This window comes from Brevibacillus sp. HB1.2 (genome assembly GCF_013332495.1).
Lineage (GTDB): Bacteria > Bacillota > Bacilli > Brevibacillales > Brevibacillaceae > Brevibacillus > Brevibacillus porteri.
Map to the genome: position 1 here is coordinate 145,620 of NZ_JABMIU010000001.1, position 15,209 is coordinate 160,828.

Sequence of the window (15,209 nt, forward strand, 5' to 3'; positions counted from 1 at the left end):
CTTTATACCGATCCTTTTTTTCGGAACCCTTCAGCCGTCTGCTTGGATTCGATCGATTGCACGGTTGCCAGCGCATGCTCGATCTCCAATTCAAAAGCTGCCTCCAGATCGCATTGTGCTCCGCGATTTAGCGCAAATTTGGCTTTTGCAAGCGCTACTTGCGGGAGCTCAGCTAACCGTTTCGCCCACTTGTCAGCTTCTTCAGCTAACACTTTATGATCCACTACCTTGTTGATGAGTCCTAGATGCAGTGCTTGCGATGCACCAAACCTTTCGCCCGAAAACAGCAATTCTTTCGCCCGGACCAGTCCGATCGCGATGGGAAGGATATGCGAGATTCCTCCAGTAACACTAAGTCCGACACTCACTTCCGGAAAGCCGAATTCGGCATCTTGAGCGGCGATGATCAAATCGCATCCGAGTGCAAACTCACACCCTGCTCCTAATGCATAACCATGGACCGCAGCGATCACTGGAAAAGGGACACGCTGGATCTTTCGTGTTATATCCTGAATTTTCTGTAGGTTAAGGCGTATCTCAGCCTCATTTGCAGGCTTTTCTTCATGACGCAAATCATGTCCTGCACAAAAAGCATTCCCGCGGCCAGCCAGTATTGCCGCCCTTACTCCTTCGCGTTCCAACTTATCGAGCGATCCATACAGCTCCTCTACCAATTGTGGAATCACCGCATTTAACCGCTCGGGGCGATTCAGGTGAATCCAGCCTATCTCTTGATGGATCTCACACTCTACCACCGCCTTACGTGTTGTCATTCTTTTTTACCTCCGCCTTTATTTTGGAAAACAATGCTCTTGCATTCGAACCGAGCACCTTCTCTAGCACCTCGGGCTTTATGCTTAATTCCTTCCATTCTGCAATCGCGCGTTTCAGAGGAAATACAGGCCAGTCTGTTGCAAAGAGGATTTGATCTTGCAAGAGGTTGTTTGCTAACCTGTACATCATCTCCCACCCTGCTCCTTGCACCCCCAAATACCTTGGAGAAAGCCCGCCCAAATCCATCAGAACATTGGGGTGCTTGCGCGCTACGGCAACCATTTCAGGCACCCAGGGCCACCCCCCATGACACGCAATCAATGTTAATTCTGGAAAATCACAGGCGACTTGATCCAGCAACAGCGGGTGTTCATTCCGGATGGGATGAATCATCGAATAATTAATTCCCGTATGAATGGCAACTGCCAAGCCTAACTCAGCAGCCTTTGCGTATACGGGATATAATTTGCGATCATCGATCGGCATCTCAAAAAATGCAGGCTGGATGTTTACTCCCAGAAAGCCCAGCTCTCTGATGCGGCTCACTTGTTGGACAGCGCGCATCGGTCTGAAATGCTCCATTGAAATCGTACCGAATCCTGAGAAGAGCTCAGGGTGAGCGGATATGACTTTTGCCAATGCATCATTCAGCGCATCTCCATTCTCGCCGAATTCGTATTCTGCATGCATAATGGCATGGTGTACTCCTGATTCTTTCATTTCTTGAATCAAATCGTCGAGCGTTTTCGCGATAGTCGATCTTACTTGTAACACCGCATCATATTGAGCGACGTACTCATTTCGCATTTCACCGATGCGTGCCTCACGGAACTGCTGTGGCAAGCGGACACGGGCATCAAGAATGTTCATGCGCAGCAGCCCCCAGCCATGGTTTCATAAAAAAACGAGCGGGTTCAGGCAGATCCAAATCGGAGACAGTCAGTTGCTGACCGTTTCGCTTTGCCTGTACGAGTGCAAGCGCCATATCGGAAAAATTCAAGCTGATTTCATCCAATGAATTTGGGCCATCGGGTGAGTACCAATGGGCGACACCCGTGCACATTTGAAGCAAAGCCAGGACGGTAAGCTTGGTATTTTCTATCGTAAATACGCCCCCCTCTAATCCGTCCGTTAAAATACGATGCCAGAGCAGCTCATATTCACTGCGCAACCTGGCAATTTCTACGCGCGTATTTCCTGTCAGCGCACGGAACTCGGTATCTACTACTAATGCTGTTAGCTTGTCAATGGCATGGCTAGTAACATGAAGCTGTACAAACGCTGCCAATTGTTGTTCGGGCGCTTCAAGCTCAGCGAGTACTTCCTTTGCATTTCCAAGTAGGGTCTGTAACCCTTCTTGCATGATGGCAACGAGCAGATCCTCTTTTGTTTTCATGTAATGATAGAGGGTGGAAGAGGTTACTTCTGCTTCTAGAGCGATATCACGAATGCTGGTTGCTTCAAATCCTTTTCTTGCGAATAGTCGTAATGCTGCTTGAAATATTTTTTCTTTCGTCAAAAAAGCGCGCTCCTTTCTACTGATGATTGCAGAAAACTCGAGTCGATCGATCGATCGATAGGTTGCTTGTAATCACCACTTTACTAACCACCTGGTTTAATGTCAAGATTATTTTTTATTTTCTGATACTCCACTCGGTATAACAAAAATCTCCTCCGGTTTCCCATGAGGAGATCTGAATTCGTTATGCCATAGCAGCTTTTACATTGGGCTCCCATACATTACGAAAGTAGATTAGATGCATTACTTCAAATATCTTCCCGTGATCGACTGTTCCGCGTGGATGATCTGCGGAGGTGTGCCCTCGAAGACCACCTGACCGCCGTTGCTGCCTCCGTCAGGTCCCATATCGATAATCCAATCCGCTTGGCTGATCACATCGAGATTGTGCTCGATGACGATTACCGTATTGCCTGTATCCACGAGGCGGTTCATGATCTCCAGAAGGTGACCGATATCTGACATATGTAGGCCAGTTGTCGGCTCGTCCATCACGTAGATGCTGCCCTTCTTGTGCAGCTCGCTTGCTAGTTTGATGCGCTGGCATTCCCCGCCGGAGAGCGTGCTAAGTGGCTGGCCGAGTGTAATATAGTTTAGCCCCACATCACTCATCGCCTGGAGCTTGCGCACAACTTCTTTTAGCTCAAAAAATTCCAATGCCTGCTCCACCGTCATCTCCAGTACTTCTGCAATTGACTTGCCGTTCAGCTTGTATGCGAGCACCTCTTCCTTGAACCGTCTTCCTCCGCAGACTTCGCACGGCAGCTTGACGCTTTCGAGGAATGCAAGGTCTGTATACACAACCCCTAGACCTTGGCAGTTCTCGCAAGCCCCTTTGGAGTTGAAGCTGAACAAGCCTTGGTTGACCTTGTTCGCGGAAGCAAACGCCTTGCGCACATCATCCATGATCCCTGTGTAGGTCGCGGGATTGGAGCGTGTTGACACGCCTACCGCCGATTGGTCGATGACGATCGCATCCGAATGGTTGCTAAGGAATACTTCGTTTATCAGCGTACTCTTACCTGAGCCGGCGACACCCGTAACTACGGTCAGCACTCCGGTTGGAATATCAACACTCACGTTCCGCAGGTTGTGCAGTGTGGCATCCACAATGGATAACTTACCGGACGGCTTCCTGGAATCTTGCTTCAGTTGGATCGGCCGCTTCATATGGGTACCTGTCAGTGTCCCTGTCTCCAGCAGACCTCCAAAGCTACCTTCATACACGATGGTACCGCCGTGGCTACCTGCGTGAGGCCCGACGTCGACGATATGATCTGCCACCTTGATCACATCAGGATCATGCTCGACGACAATGACGGTATTGCCCTTGTCGCGCAGCTTCTGAAGTAATTCATTTAATCGGTGTACATCACGGGGATGTAAACCAACGCTGGGCTCATCAAAAATGTAAGTAACATCCACCAGACTGCCGCTCAGATGCTTCACCATCTTGACACGCTGCGACTCGCCGCCGGACAAGGTATCCGTCTCACGATCCAGCGTCAAGTAGTCTAGTCCGATATCCACTAGATGCTGCAACCGTTCCGTCAACGACTTGACCATCGGTGCGGCGACCGAATCGTCAATCTCCTGAATGACGCGGATGAGCCGACCGACCTCCATGGAAGACATCTCTGCAATGTTGAGGCCATTGATTTTGCAGTTCAGTGCGGCCTGATTGAGTCTCGCACCATGACAGCTGGAGCAAGAACCTTCGGAGATGAACGGCGCAACTGCTTTTTGTGTACGCTCAGATTTCGTCTTTAGATCCTGCTTGATGTATTTGTTGGTGAACTTCTCCATGACACCTTCTACTGTAATATTCACGGCTTTCCCGGCGAATTGCATCTCCACTTTCCTCGCCTTGGCGTACAACAGCTGCTCTAGCTCCTCATCCGAATAATCGCTCAGCTTCTTGTCAGGATTAAAGCCCGTCTGCACGAGCATATTCCATTCCATGCCGTCTACCTTATAGTCCGGCAGCATGATTGCCCCTTCATTCAACGACTTTGACATGTCCAGCGCCTTGCTCATGTCAACGCTCAGACTGCGACCGATCCCGTTGCATTCGGGACACATGCCTTGGGGGTCATTAAAGGAGAACATATGCGCTTGTCCAACATTGGGCTGACCTATTCGGGAGAAGAGCAGGCGAAGAATGGGAGAAATATCGGTAATTGTGCCCATCGTGGAATGGGAGCCGCCCCCCAGTCGCTTCTGGTCCACGATAACCGCCATACTCAGGTTCTCGATCGCGTCCGTATCCGGCTGCGGATAGCGGGGCAAGAAATTGCGCACGAACATGCTGAAGTTCTCATTCAGCAATCGCGTGGATTCTGCGGCGATCGTATCGAAGACGATCGATGACTTACCGGAGCCAGATACACCGGTGAAGATCGTAATCTTCCGCTTCGGAATGCGTAAGGATACGTTCTTGAGATTGTTTTCCCTCGCACCGGAGATTACGATATACTCCTGATTAGATTCGCTCATGCCAAACATCCTTCCGATAGTATTCATTTCTACTTATATTTACATTGTACCATTCAGAAGGAGATCTTCGCTTCTGGCAGTTCTCGCTTACAACCAAGCACTTCGCCTACCTATTATTTCCAATGGACAGCCGTTACTTTCACCAAAGCACCCGCAAGGTGAGTATTATCCTCTAAGCATCAAGGCACAGACAAGTTCACCTTGTAGCATTCCCTTTCCTCCAGGTGGAATCTTGATCAAGCAATCGGAATCTTTAATGGATACCGTAACGCTTGATTGATCCATCCCAACAGGTTTTACGAACACCTTGCCATCGATTACATAAGACTTTCCGCGAACATACCGAGGATACGCATTTATCTTTGTAAAGTCTTCGCCTAGAAAAGCAGTAAAGTCTCTCGTGTATCTATTTTGAATACCCTGCATACCCAAAATCACAGGACGAACGAAGAGCTCAAAACCAACAAAGCATGCTCCCGGATTGCCTGACAAAGCAAACAAAAATTGATCATTCCAAACCCCTGCGGATGTAGGACTTCCGGGTCGCATCGCTACTTTGTTAAACAGGACCTTCCCTTTCCATTTTTCAAAAATATCTACGAGAATGTCGTAGTCGCCTACCGATACTCCACCTGATGTGATCACGAAATCCGCAACGGAAAATACTTCAAGAATACGAGTTTGTGCCTGATCCGCTTCGTCTGGGATGGAACCCATCAGTAATGGAATCCCTCCTGCCCCCCGAATAAGTGCCGCCAGCATGTAAGAGTTACTGTTTCGAATTTTACCTGCGCAAAGTGGCGCATCTACAGGTAAAAGCTCTGAACCTGTAGCAAAAATTGCGATGGTTGGGCGCTTATATACTTTGACGCGGGAGAAACCGAATGTAGCCAACAATGCGGTCTCACCAGCGAGGATTTCTGTACCTTTTTGCAGAACACAATGGCCCATTGTGATTTCGTGGCCAATCGGAGTCAGGTTCTGCCCAGGATGGACTTCTTTTTTAATGGAAATGTACGTTTTGCCCTGCTCCTCAAGGTCGTCTGTCATTTCCAGCATGATGACTGCGTCTGCATTTTCAGGTACCATGGCTCCCGTCATGATTCGGGAGGCCGTTCTTTGCGATAATTCTTTTGTAGGTAGAGCTCCACACGGAATATTGTCGATCACTTCCAAAAGGACAGGAGATTCAGATGATGCCCCTCGAGTTGAACTGGACATAATCGCAAAACCATCCATCCCAGAACGCCGGAAATGAGGCATATTGTCTGGCGCAATGATATCCTCCGCCAACGTACGACTGTAGGCATTTTCCAATGAGACTTCTTCCACATCCAGACGGTTCAGATGTTGCTCAATTCTGCGCTGTGCTTCCACAACTTGAACCGCATTTCGATGAAACCGATTCACGCAATCTACTCTATCCATGTCGTCTACACTACCCTCCAATTTGAGACATGCGCCTACCTGTTGGTACATGCGACTGACTCTCATCAACTAAAGCTTTGGCCATTTCGTGATTCAGTGGTTTGATATGCAATGCTCGAAAAAAGAGGTCGCGTACCGCTTCATCATCTCCAATGCACGTACGAACATTAAACTCATCCGACCAATATAGGCATGGCTTTATATTTCCATCCGCTGTCAAACGAAGCCGATTACAAGTTTCGCAGAAATGATCGCTCACGGGATGAATAAGCCCAAAACTCCCCTTGGCTCCTTCTATCCGAAACGTTTGTGCAGGTCCGTTGCCTCGCACTTCATGACTCTCAGCCACTTTCCAGCCCAAATGATGACAGCGTTCCAATACGGTGGACAATGGCAGATAGGATTGCTTCCATCTCATGTCGTTGTGGCCGATGGGCATGTACTCTATAAATCGAACTTGTAAATGACTATCGATCGTAAGCTGAAGAAAATCTTCTATTTCATCATCGTTGATCTCCTTCATAAGGACGACGTTCAACTTAATTGGATCTATCCCTACTTGTTGGCATGCAGCTATGCTATCCAAAACGCGATGGACATCTCCACCGCGGGTAATCAACGAAAAACGATCCGCTTTCAATGTATCCAGACTGATATTCACACGGTTCAAGCCGGCTTCTTTTAATTGTTGAGCCTTTCTCGCCAAGAAAATCCCATTGGTAGTCATTGCGATATCTTCGATTCCTGGAATTCCCGCTATCGCGGATACCAAATGTTCAATGCCTTTGCGGACCAATGGTTCTCCACCTGTCAGCCTTACTTTTTTGACCCCCATTTCGGCCAAAACCCTCACAACCTCGGTTATTTCGTTCAAAGACAAGATATTTTCATCAGGTTCAAATTCCATCCCATCAGCAGGCATGCAGTAAACACACCGCAAGTTGCAACGATCCGTTACCGATATGCGTAAATAGTCATGGACACGACCAAAAGCGTCCACCAATTCACTTGGAATCACTGGACTTCCCCCTTTCAACCTCTGCAATTCGTTCGGGCCACGTGTACACATTAAACTTTTGATTTCGAATAAAACCAACCGTGGAAATGCCAAGACCCTGCTCCAGACGAAGAGCCAATTCAGTAGGAGATGACTTCGATCGGTGATTCTGTCACGATGGAATCTACCACTTCCTTCAAAGTACCATATTCATCATGCAGGAGATGTGATAAAACGCACACCGGTTGAATCATGAGCGTTTCTCTCCTTTCCTCCCATCCTGATCAAGAAATTGATCTATCTAAAACATAGACGGTCATGGCAATGTCCTCTTCAATGCTAATATCTGAAAAAATCCGCAAGACCTTTGCGTGGATGATATCTTCGAGTTTTGCTACTACCTCAGGGTCGTTATAGATGTTCTTCACGAGCTTCGTGCGTGCATCGTGTACCATTCGTTTGCCTTCATCAGACAGAATCATAAATTTTTCAACATTTGTCAGGTTCCCTTTCATCTCACAGATCACCCATGGACCACAAAAACGTGTAACGATTTCTTTCGGACCGTTACCGACGTATTCTTTTCGTATCTCACGAACTAGCATGCTGAATTGATGTTCGAGGTTTTTCGTCATTCGATGCTCTCCTTTCATTCCCCTTGTTTGTTCTTACGAGGAGCCAACAATAGGTAACAAATGACCAGGATAAGTATTACTAGCGATAGAATCAGATTATTCATAGCGTCATCACGATTGACGATGATAAAACGTATCGTGCCGGTAATGCCGATATAGATGAGGTATCGTAACGGAAAGTGATACTCTTCCTTGAAATATTTGACGATCATAGCAACAAAAACAAAGTACAGGAAAAAGGCTAAGACTTCCTCCAAAATATCATGAACGTTAGTATTACCAAGAAGTGCAGCTGTCACAATGAAATACAGTTCGCGTACTAGATAAAAGCTCAAGACAAGCCCCAGAATGATGAGTGAAGTATTTAGCATCCGTTGATAGAAGTGCACGATTGATGTCTCTTTCATCATTCCTTTAAACCCTCTCCTAATCCTTTCAGCAGGTTTATACCAAAACCCATCGCCCGATTGATGTCTGGATCACGCAGAGCTTTCATCAAATCGAAGACACCAACCTTTTTTCCAGAGCGAAGAGCATCATCGGCCCTTTGTAGACCCTTTGTAACACCGCCCATCAGCTTTTTTGTCATATCAGGATCTAGCTCTGTTAACCCACCTGCGGCAGCCATCGCATTGTTGATCATAGTAGTGACAGGAGGACGTACCATTTGCCCTACGACAATTTTGGCAATATCCTCCTTCGCCTCTACGACGGCGTTGAGTGCTCCAAGAATTCCACTTTCATGGAGTTCCTGGAGCAGCTTGATCGTTGCCTGAATCCCTTCCGGATTTTTGGCGAGCGCTTGTATGACACTTTCTACCGATTGATCTTGTTTTTCTCTTTCAGTAAGAACAGGTTCTACCACTTTTGAAATCGGTCTTGCCATTATTTTTTACCTCCCACCATGTTTACATCTGCAATCGGTTCATAATCGTCTCTCGCCCATTTGCGCTCTACCTGGACACCCAACTGAGGGTTTCGCTTTGCATAGCGGGGATTGTACATGGGCAGTGGAGTCATTCCTTTTTCTTTGAGAAACTCCATACGTACTTTTGCTTGCTTGTAGGCAGGGGTTTGCGTGCGAACGTCCCCGACGCTGCCGGTTAAAAGGTTAATGGCATTTTCATGGCTAACAGAGTGCATGGGTACATACAATTCTTTACCGCTGACTCGATCTGTCACGAGAACACGAAGCTTAATGGCTCCGTATGGAGAGACGAGCCGAACCAACGAACCGTCTTTTAGCCCCCGCTCGCGAGCAAGCTCAGGGGAAACCTCCACAAATACTTCCGGTAGCTTATATTGGATGCCTTTTGATTTATTCGTCATATTTCCTTCATGGAAATGCTCCAGTAGTCGTCCATTATTTAAGGTAAAATCAAATTCCGATGGATACTCCATAGGCGGAACATATTCAACGAGCGAAAGTCTTGCTTTTCCGTCTGGGAAGTTGAATTGATCTTTGTACAGAAGCGGCTCGTGGGTACCATCTTGTTGCACTGGCCAAAGCAAGCTGCTCCATCCTTCCAAACGATCATAAGAGACTCCAGCATAAATCGGTGCCAGGCTCGCAATTTCGTCCATGATCTCTCCTGGGTGTTGGTAACTCCAGTTTGCGCCCATTCGTTGTGCGATTAGTTGGATGATCAACCAGTCCGGTTTTGATTCTCCCAGTGGTTCCATTACTTGATACAACCGTTGGATACGTCTTTCCGTATTCACAAAGGTCCCCTCTTTTTCCAGGGATGGAGACGCAGGTAAAACGACATCGGCAAATTGAGCCGTCTTGGTCAGAAATATGTCTTGTACGACAAAGAAATCAAGCTTGCTGAGCGTATCATGCACGTGGTTGGCGTTGGAATCGACCCAAGCCATGTCTTCCCCCATCAGGTACATGGCTTTCAGTTCGCCTTTCTCCACCGCTTCCAGCATTTCAATATTGGTTAAGCCTGATTTGTTCGAGATCGTTACGCCATACGCCTTTTCAAATTTGGCCCTCGCCTGATCATCCGTAATTGGCTGATACCCCGGCAGCCAGGTGGGGAGTGTCCCCATGTCGCAAGCGCCTTGTACGTTGTTGTGTCCACGCAATGGATAGGCTCCTGCTCCTGGTCGACCGTAGTTTCCTGTTACCAGCAAGAGATTAGAGATAGCGGCTGACGTATGCGAACCCGCGATATTCTGCGTCACACCCATTCCCCACAAAATGCAAGTACCATCCGCTTCGCGAATCATTGTGGCTGTTTCAATTAACTGTTCTTTTGTCAGCCCGGCTACTTCCACAGCATACTCCAGCGTGTATTTTTCAAGCATTTTCCGATAAGAATCAAAATCGTTTACCCGGTTTTGGAGAAAGGCTTCGTCATGCCAGCCTTGATCGATGATGTACTTCGCGACTGCCGTCAGCCAGACAAAATCGGTCCCTTGCTTTGGATGCAGGTAAAGATCGGAACGTTCGGCCATTTCATGCTTGCGCAGATCTGAGACAATCAGTTTTTGACCGTGTAGTTTCTTTGCCCGTTTCACGCGGGTTGCCAAGACGGGATGACCCTCTGTTGGATTCGCACCGACGATGATGACTAATCCAGCACTTGCGATATCTTGAATGGTACCCGAGTCACCACCGTATCCTACCGTTGCAAGCAACCCATCGGTGGCAGGTGACTGGCAGTACCTAGAGCAGTTGTCAATATTATTTGATTCAAATACCTGCCGCGCCAGTTTTTGCATGAGGTAGGCATCTTCATTGGTCGTTTTGGATGAGCTAACAAATCCAAGCGCGTTGCCTCCGTAGTTTTGCTTGATGGAACCCATTCGCTCGGCGATCAGTGCAAGCGCCTCATCCCACGTAGCTGGCACAAATGCGTCTCCCTTTCGAATCAAAGGTGTAGTCAAACGTTGATCACTGTTAACAAAATCCCAACCGAACTTCCCTTTTACACAAGTAGAGACACTGTTGACTGGAGAATCTTCCGTTGGTTCTACTTTTAGAATGTGGCGGCCTTTGGTCCATACCTCAAATGAACAGCCTACCCCACAGAACGTACATACGGTTTTCGTTTTCTTGGTCCTTGTTTCCCGCATCGCCGCCTCTACTTCAGAGATAGCAAAAATGCTGCTGTAGCCAGGCTCGACTTCTTTAATGAGATCGACCATCGGATTTAACAGGTCTTTTTTTATCCCTGACAGAAAGCCAGCTTCACCGAGCATGGATTTCTCCATCAGTGCATTGCACGGACAGACTGTCACACACTGACCGCATGACACACAAGATGATTCATTAATCGATTTATTATCATCCCAGATCACTCTAGGAATCTCTCGTTCCCAATCGATGGTGAGCGTTTCATTTACCTGTAAATCCTGACAAACCTCCGTGCAACGGCCACAGAGAATGCATTGATCGGGATCATAGCGATAAAAGGGATGCGACATATCCACTTCTTCCTTTTTTTCTCGGAACGGGCGTGTTTGGTGCTCAATTTCGAGCAGCTCTGCCGTATTGTGAACCCGACAATTTCCGTTGTTGTTGTCGCAGACGGTACAATACAGCATGTGGTTTTCCAAGATCCGGTCCATTGCTTCTGCCTGTGCACCTTTTGCCCGTTCGGAGGATGTAAGGATATGCATCCCTTCCTCGATAGGAGTCGAGCATGCCCGCATCATTTTCCCGTCAATTTCACACATGCATGTATCACAAGTTTGAATGGGCCCTAATATGGGTGAGTAGCAGATGTGAGGATGCTCTATTTCCTGTTGCAGTAAATAATCTAGGATACGGGTTCCTTCCTCCGCTTCATGCTTCACTCCATTTAGTTCAAAGCTAATTTTTTGCATCTTCTCTAAAACCTCCAAGAAAATAATAAAAGCCCACCATCAAACAACCTGAGCATGAACACATGGCCATGCGCAAATCGTTTGATGGTGGGCTAATTTCGAAGCATCCAATGATACTCGTTATCCGTCCCAACATATCTATGGGTGAGATCAGGATGATTGAGCAATTCGTCATTACTCACCAACTATGATCAGCTACGGCAACATTATATCACCGGATCTACATGGAAATCCAACTTTTTTTATGGAAGGATTGGGCACATGAAAAAGCTGTCAGGGAACATCAGTTCCTCCGACAGCGTATCTGTGTCAATCATCCTATGATTCTACTGCTTACAGAAGAGGCAAGATTGCGTTTGCGTACGCTTGGGCTCCCTTTTGATTGGGATGACCGATCGAGGCACGCTTGCAAATCTCGAAATCCAAGCCTGTGCACCCTGCTTCTGTGCAGGAGACGAGGCGCTCGGCTGCGATCAGGTCTTGAGGAGTCAGGTCCAAATTGATGCCGAATACATAGGGATCATCCGTCAGCGCCGCATGCTCCGGACCAAAATTCGGATCGGCGAAAAAGATACGCGGTTTATCGAGCTCCGCATTTCTCTCATCGATGGCTTTCCGCAAGTAGACCTTTGATTCTGCTTCAAGCTGGGCACAGCGTTTGTATACCTTTTCCAACTCAGCTGCACCCAGAATTCCTCCGGCTGCACCGCCGCCGACACCTCCGACAATGGCCCCTACGCCGATCAATAGTGCTTCTACCACAGCCATATCGCTCTTTTCAGACACAGGTGGATAATAACCGGTAACGATGACCTTGGCTTGTGTAAATTTATTCGTCACCTCGACCAGCAATTTCTTCATGCTCACAAAGAAATAGTCATAATGTAATTTCCCCAAATCGGCTGGATGGAAAGGATTCAGAACTGTCCGAACATCGACATCGTTCATACCTCCATCCAAAAGAATCAGATCCACCAAGTCAGCCTCGCCTTTGAAGAACGCACATTGCTGTAGGATCGTTGGGAATGATTTAGGTACCTCGCCGTCTACGGGGGCCACTACATCATCCTTACCCTCTCCAATAATGGCGCCGGAATGAGCGAGTACTTGTGTATATTGCTTGATATTTCCTTCTCTGGCCTGAACGGCTGCACCCACGATGGAATAAAACTTCTCATGCTCCTGCAAGCCTTGCCCCCAGCTCACGGAATCGCCCATCACGAGCATATGGAAAGTTTCTAGGGTCAGTTGAATTTCATTGGAAGGTGTGCCATCGGAAAGCCGCACTTTCAGGGTCACCTGTTCACCCGCTGGATTGCTCGCAACATCGGCCGGTCGAATCAAGGTAAATTCCATTTGCGTCGAGCTTAACATCCGTACATCGGGCATTTCTTGGTTGTTTACCAAGACAAGTGTCCCTTCGGAAAAGCCGCTTCCGTTCACGATCACTTTTTGTCCGGGCCTCACCCGTGTTTTCACTTGATTTTCCTGTTGGGCGGAAATGACTCGTGGATTCACGAAGACGGATGCCTTGTTGGAAAGAGTCATATCTGATTGTCGTACTTGAAGCGTGCGGGAGCCCCCTGTCACGAAAGGCAAGACAAAATGGAGCATGGTATCACTTACTACCTGGGTTTTCGTTTCCGTGCCATCGATCAGCACGACATCGGTTTTGGTATAACGACTTCCTTCCAGCGTCACTGTATCACCTGCGAATGCATAGCGCGGAGATACATGGCTAATCGATGGCTCCAAGAGCTTGCGTCTGAATTCATCTGCGTCGATGGCTCGAAAGCTGACAGGTTCAGACAATCGGCCTCCCGCATATCCGACACGACCAGCATCGGCAAATGAACCCTGTTCTCCCGGTTGACCTGCTGTTCTTGGCCCTGGACCGCATGCCGTACCGAATTTTCCATTCTTGGTGTCACCCACCGCACCACCCGGTCCGCCTGCTCCAGGATTACCAGGAATTCCTCCTGCCCCCGGGCTGCCTCCCTCAATCGTAATCGCAAAGCCTTGCGAATAATTTTGGATGATCGTTTGTGGCGCGTACAGGGTCAACCGACCACCAGCGCCTCCATTGCCTCCCGGACCTCCGTATCCTGCTGCACCGCCGCGCCCTCCGTTTCCACCAGCTCCCGCTCCGGCTTTGCAGAAACCTGCCCAATCCAATTCAGCTGGCTTGCCTTTTCCTCCTCGGCCACCATCTCCACCGTCTTGCCCAGGCCCACCTTGTGTGCCATCTTGCCCTTTCAAGTCAAAATGAGGACGTCCCGCCAGATTAAGTACCCATAATTCGAGTTCAGGAGCAGCAGCGCCGTCGAATCCACGGTCTCCGGGCAATCCATGTGTTCCAGGTGTCCCCGGAATGCCGGAGAGCGTCGAAGACATCGGTGCATCAGAGGGTGTTATTGGTTTTTGTCGTTTGGCTGGAACATAGCGGTAAGGGCGCTCCCATGTAAACGTAACATTTTGTCCGACCGTCAACTTTTCGGCGATGATGATCAAGTAGCGCTGCGGATATTTCAAAATAACATTGGTTCCATCCTCGATATAAATTTCCGATGCGGCCCAATAGGCAGTGTCCACCGATATATTCAAGGCCGAAGCAGGAGATGGTACCGCTAATGTAGCCGTCATTTTTTTAGGAAACGGGATGGTTTGCAACAGTTCTGCTTTTCCACTCAACATTTGCAACGTTGATGAAGATTTAGCTGAGTCGATTCGGTACGCAGACTGAATCATGGTATTCCCACTGACGAGAGTTGGGCTTGGTTTCGTCAATCCCGACTGAGGTACTACCGTCCCACGGATCTTGAGCGACCCCAGACTAGACAGGGATGTAATTCCGAATGACTCCAGCACCGCTTTGTGATACGTCATTCGATCCTGAACCATTTGGGGGGCTGCTTGGAAGGTTGTCGGATTCACAGCCATGGTCGTAATCCCGAGCGTATTTCCCCCTGCATGGAAAGTGTTTGTAGAAGTTGACATTCTTTTTTCCTCTCCCTTATCACAATGAATGAAATAGTTTGTGCGAGCCAGTCTCCATTGCACGGACGAATCATTCTTGGCTTACGCCGAATTCCTCTAACTCCCGGAAGCTGATTTTTCTTCTTTGTGGATGTGGTGTTTCTCCTCGATGCGCCCATATAATCTCCACATGATTGCCTTCCGGATCAAGAAAAGAAAAACGTGCATATTCGCTCTCCACATACGGACCATGTGCCAAAATTCCGTGATCCGTCAGCCTCCTCCACACTTCCTTGAAGTGATCCAACGTATCTACCCAAAATGCCAGATGCACATGATGCGGATTGTTTAAGATGAGCAAATCGTGCCTGCCCGATTGCGGATCAATCGCCAAGCATGCCGTTTCGTCGCTATGGTTCACCACTGCAAGATCAAGTGCGGTTTCATAAAAAGAGGCCAATCTGCGAACATCATGCGCATATAAGGAAATGTGACCCATGCGGCTTAGCTTTGACATGTTCCCTCCATCCTTTCGTATTGACTCGCC

General features: G+C 48.2%; 12 protein-coding genes and 1 pseudogene. All 13 read right to left on the reverse strand.

The window, feature by feature from the left end; all coding sequences use genetic code 11:
• Positions 1 to 2 precede the first annotated feature (2 nt).
• The 13 genes and pseudogenes from HPY28_RS00720 to HPY28_RS00780 all read right to left on the reverse strand — a co-directional run bounded on the left by HPY28_RS00720 (position 3) and on the right by HPY28_RS00780 (position 15,179).
• Positions 3 to 773, reverse strand: coding sequence for an enoyl-CoA hydratase/isomerase family protein (locus HPY28_RS00720; RefSeq protein WP_174229881.1), 771 nt, complete (start codon positions 771 to 773; stop codon positions 3 to 5).
• Positions 760 to 1,644: an amidohydrolase family protein gene (locus HPY28_RS00725; RefSeq protein WP_017248535.1), complete on the reverse strand. Its 885-nt coding sequence runs from the start codon at positions 1,642 to 1,644 to the stop codon at positions 760 to 762. Before HPY28_RS00725 ends, HPY28_RS00720 begins: the two co-directional genes overlap by 14 nt.
• Positions 1,631 to 2,293 (reverse strand): TetR/AcrR family transcriptional regulator, encoded by a 663-nt coding sequence (locus HPY28_RS00730; protein WP_174229882.1) that lies wholly within the window; start codon positions 2,291 to 2,293, stop codon positions 1,631 to 1,633. The genes HPY28_RS00725 and HPY28_RS00730 overlap by 14 nt, the downstream gene beginning before the upstream one ends.
• A 243-nt stretch (positions 2,294 to 2,536) precedes the next feature.
• A complete protein-coding gene (locus tag HPY28_RS00735) occupies positions 2,537 to 4,789 on the reverse strand; it encodes an ATP-binding cassette domain-containing protein (protein ID WP_017248533.1) in 2,253 nt (750 codons plus the stop codon).
• A 165-nt stretch (positions 4,790 to 4,954) separates the two neighbouring features.
• On the reverse strand, positions 4,955 to 6,217 hold the full coding sequence (locus tag HPY28_RS00740) for a molybdopterin molybdotransferase MoeA (protein ID WP_026043099.1): 1,263 nt from the start codon (positions 6,215 to 6,217) through the stop codon (positions 4,955 to 4,957).
• 10 nt (positions 6,218 to 6,227) lie between these two features.
• Positions 6,228 to 7,235, reverse strand: a complete 1,008-nt coding sequence (gene moaA / locus HPY28_RS00745) for a GTP 3',8-cyclase MoaA (RefSeq protein WP_174229883.1) — start codon at positions 7,233 to 7,235, stop codon at positions 6,228 to 6,230.
• Positions 7,222 to 7,374 (reverse strand): annotated as a pseudogene (locus HPY28_RS00750) (formate dehydrogenase accessory sulfurtransferase FdhD); the annotation flags it as partial. The pseudogene HPY28_RS00750 and the gene moaA, both read right to left, overlap by 14 nt.
• 124 nt (positions 7,375 to 7,498) lie before the next feature.
• On the reverse strand, positions 7,499 to 7,849 hold the full coding sequence (locus tag HPY28_RS00755; RefSeq protein ID WP_174229885.1) for a Na-translocating system protein MpsC family protein: 351 nt from the start codon (positions 7,847 to 7,849) through the stop codon (positions 7,499 to 7,501).
• A gap of 14 nt (positions 7,850 to 7,863) precedes the next feature.
• Positions 7,864 to 8,259, reverse strand: coding sequence for a phosphate-starvation-inducible protein PsiE (locus HPY28_RS00760; protein WP_017248528.1), 396 nt, complete (start codon positions 8,257 to 8,259; stop codon positions 7,864 to 7,866).
• Entirely contained in the window at positions 8,256 to 8,735 is a 480-nt protein-coding gene (locus HPY28_RS00765) for a helical membrane plugin domain-containing protein (RefSeq protein WP_017248527.1), read from the reverse strand. Before HPY28_RS00765 ends, HPY28_RS00760 begins: the two co-directional genes overlap by 4 nt.
• A complete protein-coding gene (fdhF, locus tag HPY28_RS00770) occupies positions 8,735 to 11,686 on the reverse strand; it encodes a formate dehydrogenase subunit alpha (RefSeq protein WP_174229886.1) in 2,952 nt (983 codons plus the stop codon). The genes HPY28_RS00765 and fdhF overlap by 1 nt, the downstream gene beginning before the upstream one ends.
• Before the next feature lie 333 nt (positions 11,687 to 12,019).
• Positions 12,020 to 14,683, reverse strand: a complete 2,664-nt coding sequence (locus tag HPY28_RS00775) for an IPT/TIG domain-containing protein (RefSeq protein ID WP_174229887.1) — start codon at positions 14,681 to 14,683, stop codon at positions 12,020 to 12,022.
• A gap of 70 nt (positions 14,684 to 14,753) precedes the next feature.
• The gene (locus HPY28_RS00780; RefSeq protein WP_174229888.1) at positions 14,754 to 15,179 is read right to left on the reverse strand and encodes a VOC family protein; all 426 of its coding nucleotides are present in this window, start codon (positions 15,177 to 15,179) and stop codon (positions 14,754 to 14,756) included.
• Positions 15,180 to 15,209: the final 30 nt, after the last annotated feature.

Bases quoted from the DNA above. Each gene is read 5' to 3' on its own strand.
- HPY28_RS00720 (WP_174229881.1), bottom strand. From the start codon at position 773: ATGACAACACGTAAGGCGGTGGTAGAGTGTGAGATCCATCAAGAGATA.
- HPY28_RS00725 (WP_017248535.1), bottom strand. From the start codon at position 1,644: ATGAACATTCTTGATGCCCGTGTCCGCTTGCCACAGCAGTTCCGTGAG.
- HPY28_RS00735 (WP_017248533.1), bottom strand. From the start codon at position 4,789: ATGAGCGAATCTAATCAGGAGTATATCGTAATCTCCGGTGCGAGGGAA.
- HPY28_RS00740 (WP_026043099.1), bottom strand. From the start codon at position 6,217: ATGGATAGAGTAGATTGCGTGAATCGGTTTCATCGAAATGCGGTTCAA.
- HPY28_RS00755 (WP_174229885.1), bottom strand. From the start codon at position 7,849: ATGACGAAAAACCTCGAACATCAATTCAGCATGCTAGTTCGTGAGATA.
- HPY28_RS00760 (WP_017248528.1), bottom strand. From the start codon at position 8,259: ATGATGAAAGAGACATCAATCGTGCACTTCTATCAACGGATGCTAAAT.
- HPY28_RS00765 (WP_017248527.1), bottom strand. From the start codon at position 8,735: ATGGCAAGACCGATTTCAAAAGTGGTAGAACCTGTTCTTACTGAAAGA.
- fdhF (WP_174229886.1), bottom strand. From the start codon at position 11,686: ATGCAAAAAATTAGCTTTGAACTAAATGGAGTGAAGCATGAAGCGGAG.
- HPY28_RS00775 (WP_174229887.1), bottom strand. From the start codon at position 14,683: ATGTCAACTTCTACAAACACTTTCCATGCAGGGGGAAATACGCTCGGG.
- HPY28_RS00780 (WP_174229888.1), bottom strand. From the start codon at position 15,179: ATGTCAAAGCTAAGCCGCATGGGTCACATTTCCTTATATGCGCATGAT.